At 31.9% G+C, this 16,280-nt stretch carries 15 protein-coding genes; 6 read left to right on the top strand and 9 right to left on the bottom strand.

The genetic code is table 11. From position 1 onward, the window contains the following. Nucleotides 1–266: 266 nt before the first annotated feature. Nucleotides 267–953 carry a 2,3-diphosphoglycerate-dependent phosphoglycerate mutase gene (locus SH09_RS08650; protein ID WP_042739256.1) on the bottom strand — a complete coding sequence of 229 codons (687 nt, stop codon included), beginning with the start codon at nt 951–953 and terminating at the stop codon, nt 267–269. A gap of 365 nt (nt 954–1,318) precedes the next feature. Between SH09_RS08650 and SH09_RS08645 the strand changes: the two genes are divergently transcribed. Next, nucleotides 1,319–1,690, top strand: coding sequence for an aggregation-promoting factor C-terminal-like domain-containing protein (locus SH09_RS08645; RefSeq protein ID WP_042739255.1), 372 nt, complete (start codon nt 1,319–1,321; stop codon nt 1,688–1,690). A gap of 802 nt (nt 1,691–2,492) precedes the next feature. Here SH09_RS08645 and SH09_RS08640 read toward each other — a convergent pair. Both SH09_RS08640 and SH09_RS08635 read right to left on the bottom strand, forming a co-directional pair. Then, on the bottom strand, nt 2,493–3,371 hold the full coding sequence (locus SH09_RS08640) for a cation diffusion facilitator family transporter (RefSeq protein WP_042739254.1): 879 nt from the start codon (nt 3,369–3,371) through the stop codon (nt 2,493–2,495). Nucleotides 3,372–3,554: 183 nt separating this feature from the next. Beyond that, entirely contained in the window at nt 3,555–3,941 is a 387-nt protein-coding gene (locus SH09_RS08635) for a GtrA family protein (protein WP_042739253.1), read from the bottom strand. Nucleotides 3,942–4,210: 269 nt separating this feature from the next. On the opposite strand from SH09_RS08635, the gene SH09_RS08630 reads away from it, so the two are divergent. Beyond that, nucleotides 4,211–5,413 carry a multidrug effflux MFS transporter gene (locus SH09_RS08630; protein WP_042739252.1) on the top strand — a complete coding sequence of 401 codons (1,203 nt, stop codon included), beginning with the start codon at nt 4,211–4,213 and terminating at the stop codon, nt 5,411–5,413. 292 nt (nt 5,414–5,705) lie between these two features. Continuing rightward, nucleotides 5,706–6,332 carry a C39 family peptidase gene (locus SH09_RS08625; RefSeq protein WP_042739251.1) on the top strand — a complete coding sequence of 209 codons (627 nt, stop codon included), beginning with the start codon at nt 5,706–5,708 and terminating at the stop codon, nt 6,330–6,332. A gap of 191 nt (nt 6,333–6,523) precedes the next feature. On the opposite strand, the gene SH09_RS08620 is transcribed toward SH09_RS08625, so the two are convergent. Further along, on the bottom strand, nt 6,524–7,333 hold the full coding sequence (locus SH09_RS08620; RefSeq protein ID WP_042739250.1) for a metallophosphoesterase: 810 nt from the start codon (nt 7,331–7,333) through the stop codon (nt 6,524–6,526). A gap of 193 nt (nt 7,334–7,526) precedes the next feature. On the opposite strand from SH09_RS08620, the gene SH09_RS08615 reads away from it, so the two are divergent. The 3 genes from SH09_RS08615 to SH09_RS08605 all read left to right on the top strand — a co-directional run bounded on the left by SH09_RS08615 (nt 7,527) and on the right by SH09_RS08605 (nt 11,289). Then, nucleotides 7,527–9,554, top strand: a complete 2,028-nt coding sequence (locus SH09_RS08615) for a cation:proton antiporter (protein ID WP_042739249.1) — start codon at nt 7,527–7,529, stop codon at nt 9,552–9,554. Between the two features lie 297 nt (nt 9,555–9,851). Continuing rightward, the gene (locus SH09_RS08610; protein WP_042739248.1) at nt 9,852–10,664 is read left to right on the top strand and encodes a YidC/Oxa1 family membrane protein insertase; all 813 of its coding nucleotides are present in this window, start codon (nt 9,852–9,854) and stop codon (nt 10,662–10,664) included. Nucleotides 10,665–10,788: 124 nt separating this feature from the next. Then, nucleotides 10,789–11,289 (top strand): GNAT family N-acetyltransferase, encoded by a 501-nt coding sequence (locus SH09_RS08605; RefSeq protein ID WP_042739247.1) that lies wholly within the window; start codon nt 10,789–10,791, stop codon nt 11,287–11,289. A 331-nt stretch (nt 11,290–11,620) separates the two neighbouring features. Here SH09_RS08605 and pcp read toward each other — a convergent pair whose 3' ends face one another. The 5 genes from pcp to SH09_RS08580 all read right to left on the bottom strand — a co-directional run bounded on the left by pcp (nt 11,621) and on the right by SH09_RS08580 (nt 16,230). Next, nucleotides 11,621–12,262 carry a pyroglutamyl-peptidase I gene (gene pcp, locus SH09_RS08600; protein ID WP_042739246.1) on the bottom strand — a complete coding sequence of 214 codons (642 nt, stop codon included), beginning with the start codon at nt 12,260–12,262 and terminating at the stop codon, nt 11,621–11,623. 25 nt (nt 12,263–12,287) lie between these two features. Beyond that, complete coding sequence (locus SH09_RS08595; protein WP_042739245.1) at nt 12,288–13,214, bottom strand: DUF979 domain-containing protein; 927 nt, start codon at nt 13,212–13,214, stop codon at nt 12,288–12,290. After that, entirely contained in the window at nt 13,207–13,911 is a 705-nt protein-coding gene (locus SH09_RS08590; protein WP_042739244.1) for a DUF969 domain-containing protein, read from the bottom strand. Before SH09_RS08590 ends, SH09_RS08595 begins: the two co-directional genes overlap by 8 nt. Before the next feature lie 168 nt (nt 13,912–14,079). Then, nucleotides 14,080–14,520: a DUF805 domain-containing protein gene (locus tag SH09_RS08585; protein ID WP_042739243.1), complete on the bottom strand. Its 441-nt coding sequence runs from the start codon at nt 14,518–14,520 to the stop codon at nt 14,080–14,082. A 111-nt stretch (nt 14,521–14,631) separates the two neighbouring features. Further along, nucleotides 14,632–16,230 carry a M20/M25/M40 family metallo-hydrolase gene (locus SH09_RS08580; protein WP_042739242.1) on the bottom strand — a complete coding sequence of 533 codons (1,599 nt, stop codon included), beginning with the start codon at nt 16,228–16,230 and terminating at the stop codon, nt 14,632–14,634. Between the last annotated feature and the right edge of the window lie 50 nt (nt 16,231–16,280).

Raw genomic sequence — 16,280 nt, 5'->3', positions numbered from 1 at the left:
CTCTATATTTAGTTAAGTACTTGTAAAAATTATGTGAAATTCATATTTGACATGTATAGTTTATCCACTAAATTAATAAAGGTAGTTCTTATAGCTCATAACGTACATAAATATTACCTTTATTGATAATTAAAAAGTACCCTTGAATATCTTTGAATTGGATATGCACCTCAAGAGTTGGACTCAAAACTAACTATTAAGGTTCTGTACAATTGCAAAGTAATCAGGGTACTTTTTTAAATTGTGTAGCTAATAAACTTTATTCTTTAAAGATAATATTTATCTATGACTTTCAAATCATCTGTTAAGTCATATATTAAAGGGGCACCTGTTTTAATTTCATAACCTATAATATCTTCATCAGATACATCTTCTAAGTATTTAATTAATGCGCGCAATGAATTACCGTGAGCAGAAACTAATACCGTCTTTCCATCTAACAATTGTTGTGAAATTTGATCATTCCAATATGGTATGACACGTTCCAATGTATCCTTTAAACTTTCAGATTCTGGCATAATTCTTCTATCTAAATGTTCATACTTTTTATCATTTAAATATGCATTTCTTTGTTTTTCACTTTGTTTCGGTGGTGCAATATCATATGAACGTCGCCATTTATGAACTTGTTCTTCACCAAATTCTTCCTTCGCACTATCTTTATTTAAACCTTGTAACCCACCATAATGACGTTCATTTAACCGCCAAGTTTTTACAACAGGAATAAAGAGTTGATTTGATTCTGATAATAAATGGTACGTCGTTTTAATCGCTCTTTCTAATAGTGATGTGAAGACAATATCTATTTCTATATTTTGGTCTTTTAACTTTTGACCTGACGTTATTGCTTCATTACGACCTTGATCAGATAAATCAACATCTGCCCATCCAGTAAATAGGTTCTGGGCATTCCATTCGCTTTGTCCATGTCTACATAAAATTAATTTTGGCATATTCTGCATACACTCCTCTAAAAATGGTTTTAAACGATATTTACAGAAATATTACATTTATATATCATTCATTTTCTCTCTATATTAACGACTATACTGTCAGTTATTCCCGTTTTTATCATCATTACTACACATTAATATTATAACAATTTACACTACATAGTGAAATAATTGTATTCTTTTCTTCATAAATGAAATTCTTTTTTTATTTTCCTGTAACCTAGACGCTGAATTTTGATGTTATAGTGAATATCGTTAAATCGAAACAAGCATTAAGCCAAGACAAAATTCAATTCAACATTATGTGTTTAATAATCCATATAACGCGAACGAGTTAGAGTTAATTTTTAGGAGGATATTTTATAATGAAAAAATTATTATTAGCATCATTCGCATCACTTACTATTGCAGCTACAGGTGTGGGCGCAACTGCAAACATTTCAACTGCTGACGCTGCTGAAACTGCTACAACGAGTCAATCTACAAATGAAGTTTACAACGAATTCATTCAAGCTGGTGGCACTAAATCACTTTGGGACAATGTAGTGATGCCAGAATCAAGTGGTAACCCTGATGCAGTAAATGAACTTGGATATAGAGGTCTAGGTCAAACTAAAGAAGCTTGGGGTACGGGTTCTGTTGAAGAACAAACTAAAGGAATGATTAACTACGCTGAAGAACGTTATGGTTCTATTGATAATGCAGTACAATTCCACATTGCTAACGGTTGGTGGTAAGATTCACTAACAGTTATTTAATATTCATTACTATTAAATACAATTAAATAATATATAGTTCCGGACACAATAACTATATAAAATTTCTAATTACAGCCCGCTAAAAAGATTACAATCGTCTTTTTAGCGGGTTTTTTATTGGTATTATATATTATTGTTGCTCGCTTACCTAGGGGGCTGGGTCGAGCCTTGGTCTCGACACTCATCCTTCTCCCTCAGGTGTCTCGCAAACAATACAGTAATGATTCGATTTTCAACTATAAAATTAGGACTATTTCTTTTCATTTACTCTATTTTATATAGCTTTCTTTATGCTTGGGTTTCTTTTATTAGTTTTTATACTTTTGTTGCTCGCTTACCTAGGGGGCTGGGTCGAGCCTTGGATCTCGACACTCATCCTTCTCCCTCAGGTGTCTCGCAAACAATACAGTAATGATTCGATTTTCAACTATAAAATTGGGTCTATTTCTTTTCATTTACTCTATTTTATATAGCTTTCTTTATGTTTGGGTTTCTTTTATTAGTTTTTATATTTTTGTTGCTCGCTTACCTAGGGGGCTGGGTCGAGCCTTGGTCTCGACACTCATCCTTCTCCCTCAGGTGTCTCGCAAACAATACTTTGTATTTAAAGGTCATACGTTATAAAACACCACTACCCTCGTATAATATAATCCAAGAAAAAAAGACAATTTCTATATAATTTAATAGAAATTGTCTTTTTATTGGCTAGTGACCTTGTAGCCCAAACCTATATTAACTTTATTACCTGCAGTCTTATTGATTTATTTATATAATCTAACTTTTAATTTAGCTCTTGAATTGATTGTGGTTCAGGGTGGACATATACTGATGATATTCCCTTTTCATGCATATGTTGTTCAACAGCATCACAAATATGATGCGCATCTTCCAATGATAGATTAGATTCAACTACAATTGTTACATCTACAAAAACACTACTTCCATGATAGCGACCTTTTATATTTTGAACATCTATTACGTCTTTAACATCTAGAACATAATTTCTATAATCTTCTAACTCTTGTTCATTAAAACCATCACTTAATGTAAATATAGACTCTTTAAAAATGCCATAACCTGTATATATAATTAATAAGCCCAATACTGTTGCTAGAATTGTATCGATTATAGGTAATCCAAATTGAGTGAACACCAAACCAATTGCTGTTCCTATACTTACTAGCGCATCGGATAAATTATCTTTAGCTGCTGAATTAAGCGAACTACTATTAGTACGTTTAGCCAGTCTTTGATTAATCACATACACACCCAACATGATTAATCCACTTATTACACTGACATAAATTGTGACGATATTTGGTGTGTGATGTTCATTAGAAAATATATGTGGTACGTTTTCTATTACTACTTGGATACCTACAAACATAATAATAAATGATACTAATAATGTTGAAATATTTTCTGATTTCAAATGTCCATAAGGATGATTTTTATCAGCTGGTTTTATAGAAATCTTCAAACCAATAATAACTGCTAAAGAAACGATGATATCCGTCATATTATTTAAACTATCTGCCCTTACTGCTGCTGAATTGTATAAGTAACCTACGATATACTTAGCTATAGATAAAATAATATATACAACCAAACTGAGGTATGCGCCGCGTTGAGCAATTTTCAAGTTTTCCAAATGAGACATGACATAAACCACCTTAATTATTATTGGATATATATTATCGCTTATTACTAGCATATTTACAACATTTTTTATTCAAAAATTATTTAATAATTTATAACAAAATATTTTTTTAGCCTTTCCTAAATAATAATATTAAATTGCACAAAAATAAAAGGAGTACTAACCTATATTAGTTTAGACTCCTTATGCTTCATCTCTTAAAATATACTTTGATAAAATAAATGTTATAGGAATTGTGATGATCAATCCTACAAAGGGCGCAATTACAGAAGATACCTGAAACCATTGCACAAAAATATATAATAATAGCGTCTGCATTCCCATATTGATAACTTGTGTAATTGGAAATTGAATAAATTTTTTCCATGTCGGTGTTACTTTATATACAAAGTAGCAATTTAAATAATATGAAATAATAAAACTCACAATAAATCCTGTTAAATGGCTTATTAAATAATTCAATCCTAATATTTTCAATAAAAATAAATACACAATGTAGTAGTCTACTGTATTAATTCCACCGACAATAATAAATTTTATGATTTCCAAATGTGTTTTTGTTAAGTTCATTGTTCTACCTCTTTAACATAGTCTTTGAATTATTGACTATTTTTGTTAACTTTAAACATTTAGTGAATTCGATGTCATTTGTAATTTATTACTTATTTAAATGCTCAAATTTAGTGAATTTTAACCTTTATTTTAATTCTTTTACCTATCTTCATTTTCAAAAATAATGTCTGTAAATTATCTCCATATATGAGATAATTACCTAGTTACAAAGTTATAAAACATGTATATAATAGAGCATTAGAAAGTATGATAAAGGAGCCCATGAAATGGATAAATCTTCAAATCGTCAGTTACCTATTATGATTATCATCGTACTGGGTATTATGACTACCTTTGGCCCATTGACGATAGATATGTATGTTCCGTCGTTACCAAGTGTTCAAAGTGATTTTAGTACAACTGCTTCTGAAGCGCAACTATCACTATCATTTGCCATGATTGGTTTAGCAATCGGACAATTTACATTTGGACCACTATCTGACGCATTCGGCCGTAAAAAAATTGCACTTATAATCATTTCCATCTATGCTATTGCATCATTTATCGCAATCTTTACTACATCAATGACCTTGTTATTAGCATTGCGTTTAGTCCAAGGTTTAACAGGTGGTGGTGCCATTGTGATTGCAAAGGCATCTATTGGTGATCAACATAAAGGTAAGACCCTTGCCAAAGGATTAGCATCCTTGTTAGTCGTTAATGGAATTATAACGATTCTTGCACCTTTAGTTGGAGGATATGCCCTAACAGTTGCTAATTGGCAAGCTATATTTTTAATATTAACTATTGTAAGTATAATCATACTGGTTTTTGCTATTTTCAAAATGGAAGAAACACGTAGTAATGATCTATCAAAATTAAATTTTGGAGCTATATTTAAAGACTTTGGCACGTTATTAAAAACACCAGCATTTATTTTGCCTATGTTGTTACAAGGTTTGACTTATGTCATGCTGTTTAGCTTTTCATCAGCCGCTCCATTTATCACTCAAAAAATTTACGAACTGACACCTCAACAATTTAGTGCGTTATTTGCTGTAAATGGTATTGGCTTGATTATTATGAGTCAAGTAACTGCTAAACTAGTCGAAAAAATAAGTCGCTACGTTCTGCTTATTGCTTTGACAGCGATACAAATAACAGGCGTAATCTTAATCATTATTACGTTAACAATGCATTTACCAATTTGGGTGCTCATTATTGCATTTTTCTTAAATGTTTGTCCGGTTACTGGAATTGGACCACTTAGTTTTGCACTAGCAATGGAATCTCGTACTGGTGGAAGTGGTAATGCATCTAGTTTATTAGGCCTCTTCCAATTTATTTTAGGCGGTGTAATGTCACCACTAGTTGGGTTAAAAGGCGAATACAATACGATGCCATATATTACAATTTTAATTATTACTACTATTTTTATAATCGGCTTAGAAATCGCATTAAAGTTCGTTCAAAAGCATAAAACATTATAATATTGAAAGTGAATTTAGACATGTACAGTAATTTACTAAACATGTCTGAATTCACTTTTTTTATTCAGCATCGTTACTTGAAATCTTGAAACATGATGGTGAACACACAAGTAACAAAGCTTACATTCATTCTTGTATTTAATCGCTATTTTATATCATTGAACAAATCACAACATATCGTTTATAGCCAGCTATCTGATGATGCATTTTAATATATAAATTCATATAATAGCTATATAATATAGATGTATTTTAGAATTAACCTAGCTGAGCCAAGGAGTGAATGGACATCATGAATAAAGTAAGTTTAGCAGTAAAACCTATTAGTCAATTATTCCCTATCCCTATGATTATGGGCTGCGAAGGTGTTGTGTCAGCTATGATGCTTCAATATAATTACATCAAAATACCTGCCACACAGATTATGAAACACTGGCCAAAGCACGACAATAATCCCTATAAAGGGTATGTTGGACATCATCTCTGGATCAAATTTGGATATCATCAAACTATCTTTCCTACTGCCTTGGTTCCACATTTACGACATTATCATCCAAATGTAGTGGATAGTACTGGAAATTCACTACCTGATTTGTGTAACATATTAGATCATGGTCAACCTGTTGCAATCTACCACACAGTACTTGGTCAACGTCCATATCGACGTACATTTAAAATTGATAATCGCCCAACTAAATTTGTATCTAATATTCACATTACATTATTGGTTGGCTATGATGATACGCATTATTATTATATTGACCCATTATGGTCACACTTTTCAAAATTTATAATTCTTCCTGCACTTATTCCAAATAAATTCCAACTTATTAAGATTGAAAAATCAAAGTTAGAAGCAAGTTATGATGCACCTGGTAGAATGAGTTTTTATATAGATCACCTAAGCCAAGGCGTATAATTCTAGAAAAATCCACCCCAAAAGATTGTTTTCGTCCTTTGAGGTGGATTTTTTCATAATAATAATATACCTATTGCTATGATTTACTATTCGAAAAGGTCGAACCTATATCTCGACGCTTATTCAACTTTCTTCGAAGTCTGGCTCATAATACAATTAACGTACGTCTCAGCATTAATTACGACATAAAATCAAACACTAAATTGATACAATGCATGACGTATTTCGTTCTCAATATCAGCAGTTCTCCATTCACGCGAATAACCTAAGCAAGGGCAAATGTAAGTCACACCTTGCTCTTTAAATGAATTTCTAAAATGTACATGCCCCATAATACTGTATTTAATATTATAGCTTTGATAAATGCTTTCAAAATCCGAAGTGCCAATAAATGCATTGAAATAATCAAATATTCTATGTGGTGTAGGTACTGCAAATTTTGGATGTGTAACGATATGTGTCATGAGTATAATCTTTTTTTGTTTAACTTGCTCTATATCTTTAATCGTTTGCTTTGCTGCTATCATCGACAACTTTCTATCTTCAATGGCCCAATCAATTTTAACTTTATCTTGCCAAGTAGCACCATAATATTTCCTTTTGGCAATTTTTTCTAATGAGAATTTAGGGTCTGCATATGAATAATCATACCAACCTGTATTACCAACAATGGCCCAATCATCATTTAAATGGTATGGCTTACCGATCAGACATTGCTCCATACTCATATAAAATTGTAAAATGTCTGATGATGTTGCATCGGCCTCTGTCGTCCAGTAATCGTGATTTCCAGGTATAAATAATACTTTAATTGCCGCCAGTTGCTCTAAATTATTAATAAATTGTGCAGTTAGTTTATAATGGTTGGAAATATCACCAGCAATTAACAGTAAGTCTAACTCTCGAGTTGTTATCACTTTGACCAATACTTGTAAATAATCGTTAGGTTCTAACTTTTGATGTCTATCAATATGTAAGTCAGAAATCACACCTATATTCATGTTTCATCACATTCCTTCTACCTTTTAGCACACCTATTATGACATAATTACACTATTAATAATATCAATTTAACTTTAGTGAAGAAGCTATATTTATATGCTTGTTACCATCAATATATTTATAATTTTATTACCTATATATTGTGAAAAATGGTAAAATTTAAAACAACAAAAAATACGAAGGACGGGTATCATGACTTTACTAGAAGCTTTTTTAATTTTTATTGTTGCTGTTGTCATCAGCTCCATTTTACATAATAAATTCCCCAAAATACCTACAGCTTTCATCCAAATCGCATTAGGTGTGGGACTTTATATATTGCCTATACCAGTTCACTTTCAGTTTGATTCTGAAGTGTTTATGATGGCAGTTATCGCCCCATTGTTATTCGTTGAAGGGGCCCACGTTTCCCGAACTAAATTACTCCAATATCGAAAACCCATAATTCTAATGGCTATGGGTCTCGTATTTACAACCGTCATTGGTGTCGGCTACTTTATTCATTGGATTTGGGCAGACTTACCAATGCCTGCTGCCTTTGCCATTGCGGCAATCCTTTGTCCGACAGATGCAGTTGCTGTGCAAGCAATCACTAAAGGAAAGGTATTGCCTAAAGGAGCCATTTCAATTTTAGAAGGTGAATCCTTACTAAATGATGCTGCAGGTATCATATCTTTTAAAATTGCTGTTGCCGCTTTGGTAACTGGAGCATTTTCAGCATTTGACGCCATAGAACAATTTATTATTTCGACTATTCTAGGTGTATTAATCGGTATCATCGTCGGATTTCTCATTGTTCGATTACGTATCTTCCTTTCAATGCATAAAGGATTAAAGGATAGTAATACAATGATATTCATCCAATTATTAACACCATTTGCCGTATATTTAATTGCAGAAGTCGTTCATGCGTCAGGCATTATCGCCGTGGTTGTGGCAGGTTTATTACATGGTTTTGAAAGAGACCGATTAATTCGTGCACAAACCGAATTGCAAATGAACTACAATCAAATATGGAATACATTAAGCTATGCATTAAATGGTTTCGTATTTGTAGTCCTCGGCTTTATTGTTCCTGAAGTAGTTGGCGAAATTGTTAATAAAGAACCTGAGAACATTAAATTTTTGATCATTACAACATTGATGATTGCTTTGGCAATTTATGTGTTCCGCTTTATTTGGGTATTTATTTTATTTAAGACATTCTATTATCCAAACAATATCCAATCGTATTTAAATGACCAAACGGAATCTCCACCAACACGTTTGCATTATGCATTTATTATGACGATGTGTGGTATTCACGGTACAATTTCATTATCTATGGCCTTGACCTTACCATCACTACTATCTGCTAATGTTAAATTTGAATTTAAAAATGATTTGTTATTTATTGCATCCTTGATGGTATTAATTAGTTTAATACTGGCACAAATTGTGTTGCCTTTAATTACGCCTTCAGAACAACGCGTTGAATCAAAATCTATGTCTTACCCAGCAGCTAAGACCTATATCGTAGAAAATGTCATCAGTTATTTAAAACGACGTTCAAAAGAAGATAAAACTGTGAATTATAGTCCTATTATCTCGGAATATTTCGATGAGTTATTCTTTTTACTACAGATGACACCAGAAAATAAAAATACTAAAGAAGTTAAACGATTAGAACTGTTGGCAAGTGAAAAAGAGACTGAAGTTTTAGAGAAGCTTATTGAATCTAATAAAATTGATAAGCAGACAATATTTAATTATCGTTCTGCTTTAGAATCTTCAAGACAATATAAAGAAGCTACTGCACTACAAAAATTAAAAGTATTTGCTAAGATGCTTATATTAAGGGTTAGAGCTAAACGAAAAGTGGATCAAAGTCAAATTGACCACTTTAAATCTAGCATCCTTGAAGTTCAAAAGGTAATGCGAATTGTACATCATCATGTCACATTAGCACTAAAAGCTGAGCAAAATAAAGATAACGTATTAGAAGTCAGTATCGTATTAAACCAATATTACTCTCGACTACGTAACATACGTCGTCGCCGTCAAAATAAACAAAACTACCCTGTAGTTGCTTCAACTCAACCATTAAAATTAGAAAGTTTATATCTACAAAGACATTATTTAGATGAGCTTATTAGTAATAAGCAAGTAGATGCAACCGTAGCTGCTCAAGTGAGGGAAAATATAAACTACAATGAGATCGTTATTGCAAATGAAAAATAAAATATAATAAAGTATATTAAAGCACAAATGCTATAGCACTTTTGCAGAATTCATTATTTCGAATTCATGCAAAAGTGCTTTTTATTTATTTGAAGATAATGATAAACAATATTCTTAGTTAGATTTAATACTAACTACCTTATATATGGTTTCTCGGATTCACCTGTTTATTGCTCATAGTCTCTTTGTATTTATATCTTTTTCAAAAATTTATTTACACATCAAATTTGCTTAATTAAAAGATTTAATTGTGTTAAAGTAATATTTGAAAAAAACATTTTTTGGAGGATGCCATAGATGCAACGTAGATGGATTAGTTTGTTATTTATTCCTATTTTACTGACAGCATGTGACAATACACATAGTGAACAACACCAAAGTTTATTTAACATCATTTTTGTTAAGCCGATAGATTGGCTATTGCATAGTCTTGGACATCTATATGGCGAAAACTATGGTCTCGCAATTATCACTATTGTAGTTATTATTAGATTATTTCTGTTACCATTTATGGTTATGCAAGTTAAAAACATGCATATGATGCGAGAAAAAACACAAATCGTAAAGCCTGAAATTGATGAATTAAAAAAGCATATTAAAGACTCTGAAACACAAGAAGAAAAATTAAAACACAATCAAGCATTAATTAACTTATACAAAAAATACGATATCAACCCTTATAAAAATATGATTGGATGTCTGCCAATATTAATACAACTTCCTATCTTATATGGTTTGATTATCACATTGAAATATCCAAGTAGTGATGGTATCGATCGTTACCCTCACTTTCTTTGGTTTAATTTAACAGAACCTAATTTATGGATTTCACTGATTGCAGCAATCGTATATTTCTTCCAACCTTTAGTAAATTCAAGACATTATCCAAAAGACCAACGAACAAGTTACTATGTTTTAATGGTATTATCACCTATTTTCATAACTTATATTTCATTACATTCTGCTGCCGCTTTAGGTTTATATTGGACTGTAGGTGGCTTATTTTTAATTATACAAATGCATTTCGCACATAAATACTACCGACAAAAAGCACAAGTAGAAGCAAAAGCATTACAAGCATCACTTAATCAATCTCAATCGCACGGCTAAGTATCCATAATTTCAGTATATTCTAAATATCAATTTAACAAACAATATAAGCGATTTAATAATTTCTTTTTTAAAATTAATGGTGCTATAATATAATCAATTTATATTGCGAGGGGGGCATTGTATGGAATTTACAATTAGACCTTTAACAGAAGCTGACAAACACGGTAAAGCTATTGTCCATTATGAAAGCTGGATGGAAACATATAATGACATCTCAGTAAATGATTACCTTGAGAATCTCGATAAAGAACAATTTATAAAAAAATCTTCATTACATGATGCGCCAACTTTAGTTGCTATTGTAGATAATGAGGTCGTGGGCTTTATTTCATATGGTAAGGTTAAACATCCTACTTCAACAGACGATTGGAGTGAGATATATGCGCTTTACTTATTAGAAGATTACCAACACCATATGATTGGATTCGCCCTTACTCAACGCGCACTTGAACTTTCGTTTCCAGATAATGTTACATTGTGGGTAGTTGAAGAGAACGATAATGCTATACAATTCTATGAACAAATCGGTTTTAAACAAACTGATGCACGCCAGCCAGTATATTTCGGAAAAATGTATAATGAAATACAAATGAATTATATTAGACAAGACCACGATAATTAAATATTCAATTTGTAAGTAATTAAAAATCAAGTATAAAGAAATTTAGAAAATAATTTCTAAAATAAATAAACCCCACCAAAAGATTCCGTCTTTTTGGTGGGTATTTTTTATATTAATACTAATTATTATATTCTTCCAAACCAAGAAGGTCATATCGTCTAGGTATTTAGTCATTTTTGTTGCTCTCTCAATCATTCTAATACTGATTCTATAAAGCAATTAAGTTTTCTAGTCTAACTCTCGGATTCATTAAAACTTTGTAACATTTCAAAGCACTATACATGACATGGTGTGTCAAACATATATTTAGTGCACAGGTCTTTCATATAATTTAATGTGTAGATCCTAAAGCAATCTTGATATCTTCATCCGAGTCAAATGCTACTTCAATAGCTGCAGTCAATCCTTTCACAATTGTGTCGAGTGACATGGATGGTTGATTTGCTTTATGAACAACCTGTTCTGGGATAAATGGCACATGAATAAAACCAAATTTAATATTCGGGAATTTCTGTTCGTGTAAATAACCTAACTGATACAAGATGTGATTACAGACAAATGTTCCTGCCGAATGAGATAAACTTGCCGGTACTCCCTGCGCTTTCATAGCTTCGGTCATACGTTTTACTGGTAAATTAGAAAAGTAAGCTGTCTCACCATCCCTTTGAATCTTTTTATCAATAGGTTGTTGACCTTCGTTATCAGGAATACGCGCATCATCAATATTGATACCTATACGTTCTGGTGTAATCTCAAACCTGCCTCCTGCTTGTCCAATTGCTATCACTATGTCATAAGTCTCATTTTGTAATTTTGATTCTACTAAATCCTTAGATTTATTAAAGACAGTCGGTATTTCTAATTTATCTACTGTATGATTTCCAATTCTATCAGGAAGTAATTTTACCGCTTCCCATGCTGGATTTAATACTTCTCCACCAAAAGGATCAAACCCTGTTACTAACATTCTCATAATTCAAAACCACCTTGTTTTTAATTTAAAAAGCCCAAAAATACATTAAACCAATATGTACAATAATTAATATTGCTGCAATTGGTGCTTGTGCTTTTATCACACCAAATTCTTCTTTCATCTCTAATAAAGCTACAGGTAATGTATTAAAGTTTGCTGCCATCGGTGTTAATAATGTGCCACAAAATCCGCCTGTCATTGCCAAGGCACCAGCAATGACAGGGTCTCCACCTTGTGCAATAACAAATGGTAATCCAATACTAGCTGTAATAACGGTAAATGCAGCAAAGGCATTGCCCATTAACATGGTAAACAATACCATGCCTAACACATATGCAACTACTCCAATAAAATGATTACCTTCAGGAATAATGTTAGAAATCCCTTTAGAAATAACATTACCTACACCACTAACTGTAAATAATACACCTAATGCCGCCAAAAATTGAGGTAAAATACCTACTGTCCCAATCTGTTGTGTTAACCTATCGCTATCATAGCCTATAAATTTAAATTTTGGTTTAATAATCCAATAGGCACTGATTAGACCAATTATAGATGACACACCTAAACCAATTGCCCCTCCTAAAGGTGTCCAATTCGATACTATTATAGCTACAGCAGCCAAAACAATTGCAGGTATAAATAGTTTGTTGCCAAATCGCGTAGATCCTTGATCTCCTTGTTGCTCGTTAACATCTACTATATTGATAATTACGACTTGTTTAAATAATGTAAGTACCCCCATTAACACAATAAATATACCATTAATAACATTTGGTAAATAAGGACCAAACATAAATATGACTGCTAATAATATCCAAAATAATGCCGTCCCGTATCTTTTTTTGTGTTTCTTAGCTTTTAATACGCGACCAGCTGTATATAATAACTGTAGGCCAATCAGTATGTAAAAAATTTCTAAAATCTGATTCAGCAGTGATTCACTCATTATGCTTCACCTTCTTACGTGTATACTTTTTATCTAAATATTTATCAAATAAAATATTATTTAACCAAACAATAATTAAGACTATTACTGCAACTGGTAATGAGGCTAAAACCAAATCCATTGCTTCTACCTTTATCTTTAACGATTTGAAAGTTCCGACCATTAACAATATCCCTGCTGCTCCTACAAATAAATTTTGTCCAAAAAAATTACCATAATTTTCCATTGCAGAAGTTTGAGCTTTAATTTTTTCTATGTCTTTAGAGTCTATGTCCTCATCTTTCAGATCATACCTTGTTTTTAACGCACCTTGTACCATTGGATTAATTAAAGGTCTGACAAATTGTGGGTGACCACCAATTCTAATAGAAGCGACTCCTGCTAATTCGCGTATAATTAGATATATAGTCATCAACCTACCACTTGTGACTTGCTTTACCTTCCCAATTAGGCGAGATGCCTGTGTTTTCAATCCAAATCGTTCTATTAATCCTACCATTGGCAGTGTTAATATAAATAAAGTCACCAATCGATTATCGACAAATGCTTTGCCAAGCGTTTCCAATATGGCAACAATATCTAACCCAGATACTAGTCCCGTTACAATAGCAGCAGTGAGTATAACAGCAATTGTGTCTATTTTAAAAATAAATCCTAATACAATAATAAGAATTCCGATTAATTTTAACCATTCCATTTTTTCACACTCCTTTAAAAACAGTATAACTTATCAAACTTATAAAGATTGAATTTTCAGACATTTTCATAAAAAAATCCCCTTTTCCTATAACAAGTGAGCTGTTATAAGAAAAAGGGATTAATTAAATGTATAATCTATTTCATTATTTAATAGAAATGTTACATTTTATAGCCACTTCAACGCTTCATCTGAAGTAGATTTTGAAGGTAGTAACGTGACATAAATAAGTAAAATTGTACTTATTAACTCAATAATATTTAAACTGATTGCTACACTATTAATTTGAACAATATCAAATGTTATATTAATGAGCACTGAAAATGCAATTAAAATAATTGCAGAAAGACGCTTCCTACCTGCATCATAAAAGCGTCGCAATGTTACTGCAATCATCGGTACAATAATTGCCAATCCAAAAATACCGACAAGTGCTGACAATATTGCACTAATAATAAAAGCACCGGTAATAAAACTGATTACACCAATTAATGCGACAACAAATACAACTATAATATGTATTAACACCGGGGTCCAAAACTGTAATCGATTGGATTTCCCTTTAAAGTCGACATATCTTTTCCAAAAATCCTTATAGGCTTCTAACATTTCACAACCACTCCATTTTTCCTTGCATTAACTTTATATCCGAGATATTGTCCTTACTGTTCATACCCTTTTCATCATAAATCCATGCACAATAAAATTTTAAATAATCGGTTAAATATATTGTTTTATTATACTTTTTAAAATTATAGGTAATTCCTTAAATGCACTTACTTTATGTAGTCTTTCACTAACTTTATGTGCATCCTTTCCAATTGGTCCACATAACAATGTTGGTGCACTAATCTCTTTAATTGCTGAAAATGGTATATCATACGTACGTCTAAAGTTAGGTGCGTTACGTTCGTAAACTTCTATCTGTTCTAAATCACCATCAAATTTGAGATAACTTGAATCACTAATACCATTAAAGTAATGCACATGATTGCTCGTACGATTAAATTCAGTTAACATCAACTGCTGTACATGTGTAATGATACTTTGTAATTGCTGATTATCTGATGCATTGACAGCAGGATAATATGGAGTTGCAAAGAATGTTACCACAGCTGGCGTTATATCTCTGCATAGTTGTATTAATTCATCTACTACAGCAACACTCTGTAAATTTAAATCAGACGTTTTACCAATTGCTTCATCAATGATTTGCTGAACCTTTCCTTTACCATGTTGTTTGATTGCATAATCTAATAATTGTTCATAGGTCAACACATTTATCTTTGTCTCAAATGGTAAGCTTTCTGTTTCTAAAATATTTAATAAATTGTTCTCACAACGTTCAATTGCTGAAATTACTGTATCAATAAATTGACGATATACTTGCTTTGGCATGCGCTGATATAAAAATAAATTATATAAGCTAAAGGTTCTAAATGGTGTTTGTACATCATATGCTTGTTTATTATCTTTGCATATTAATGAAACTGGCACAGGTGTTGATTCTTGCTCATATGTTTCTTTAAATGCTGTATTGTATTCAATCGCTTGGTTAATATAACTCATCATATAATTCGAACTAACACCTTCAAACGGATTGCCAACATGTGTTTCTTTTCCATAGCATAAGACCCCAGGCATAATCTTTCCTATTGATCCAGAATAAATATAATGTGCTTCTTCTAAGCCACTCTGTTGAAATGTTGGTTCACTATTTAAATGAAGTTGAATATTTAATTGATATTGTTTAGTCAATTCTGCCAATTTTAATACAGCTTTACGCATACCTGAAGAATTCACTTCTTCATCCGATACAGTAATGAGTACTAAGTTAATATCCCACTGTTCTACAGTTGCTAATTCTATCAATGACAAATGTAGCATTAAGCCAGCTTTCATATCCATAATTCCCCTACCAAATAGATATGTGTCACTATTTAAATCTTCAACCGCTTCCTCACTTAGATAATTACTATATTGCTGAAATATTTTCTTCAGCGCTTCAGGATTTGTAGCTTCTGATTGAAAAGAACCATAATCCTCTATACCAACTGTGTCATAATGACTGATTAATGTGATGGTCTTTTTAGAAGTTGGAGCTTGATAAAATGCCAAGACCGCCTCTTTATCATCTTCTGTTGGCACTAAGTGAATGTGATCTTTATGCTCTTGAAAATAATTAAGCTGTAACAGTAATTGCTTCACAAAGCTTGGAAATGTCCTTTCTCCTGTAGAATGCGTAATCGTCTGATGATTGACCAGTCGCGTTAACAATTCCTGTCTTTCTTCATATGTTTGCCATAATAACTTCTCCATACAAAGCCCCCTTATAATCATTTAATTAATTATAATATGGTTTATTTTTC

It is taken from the genome of Staphylococcus gallinarum, from assembly GCF_000875895.1.
Lineage (GTDB): Bacteria > Bacillota > Bacilli > Staphylococcales > Staphylococcaceae > Staphylococcus > Staphylococcus gallinarum.
This window is presented reverse-complemented; position numbering and strand designations above follow the sequence as displayed.

Coding starts and splice junctions, on each gene's coding strand:
- SH09_RS08650 (WP_042739256.1), bottom strand. CDS start 953: ATGCCAAAATTAATTTTATGTAGACATGGACAAAGCGAATGGAATGCC.
- SH09_RS08645 (WP_042739255.1), top strand. CDS start 1,319: ATGAAAAAATTATTATTAGCATCATTCGCATCACTTACTATTGCAGCT.
- SH09_RS08640 (WP_042739254.1), bottom strand. CDS start 3,371: ATGTCTCATTTGGAAAACTTGAAAATTGCTCAACGCGGCGCATACCTC.
- SH09_RS08635 (WP_042739253.1), bottom strand. CDS start 3,941: ATGAACTTAACAAAAACACATTTGGAAATCATAAAATTTATTATTGTC.
- SH09_RS08630 (WP_042739252.1), top strand. CDS start 4,211: ATGGATAAATCTTCAAATCGTCAGTTACCTATTATGATTATCATCGTA.
- SH09_RS08625 (WP_042739251.1), top strand. CDS start 5,706: ATGAATAAAGTAAGTTTAGCAGTAAAACCTATTAGTCAATTATTCCCT.
- SH09_RS08620 (WP_042739250.1), bottom strand. CDS start 7,333: ATGAATATAGGTGTGATTTCTGACTTACATATTGATAGACATCAAAAG.
- SH09_RS08615 (WP_042739249.1), top strand. CDS start 7,527: ATGACTTTACTAGAAGCTTTTTTAATTTTTATTGTTGCTGTTGTCATC.
- SH09_RS08610 (WP_042739248.1), top strand. CDS start 9,852: ATGCAACGTAGATGGATTAGTTTGTTATTTATTCCTATTTTACTGACA.
- SH09_RS08605 (WP_042739247.1), top strand. CDS start 10,789: ATGGAATTTACAATTAGACCTTTAACAGAAGCTGACAAACACGGTAAA.
- pcp (WP_042739246.1), bottom strand. CDS start 12,262: ATGAGAATGTTAGTAACAGGGTTTGATCCTTTTGGTGGAGAAGTATTA.
- SH09_RS08595 (WP_042739245.1), bottom strand. CDS start 13,214: ATGAGTGAATCACTGCTGAATCAGATTTTAGAAATTTTTTACATACTG.
- SH09_RS08590 (WP_042739244.1), bottom strand. CDS start 13,911: ATGGAATGGTTAAAATTAATCGGAATTCTTATTATTGTATTAGGATTT.
- SH09_RS08585 (WP_042739243.1), bottom strand. CDS start 14,520: ATGTTAGAAGCCTATAAGGATTTTTGGAAAAGATATGTCGACTTTAAA.
- SH09_RS08580 (WP_042739242.1), bottom strand. CDS start 16,230: ATGGAGAAGTTATTATGGCAAACATATGAAGAAAGACAGGAATTGTTA.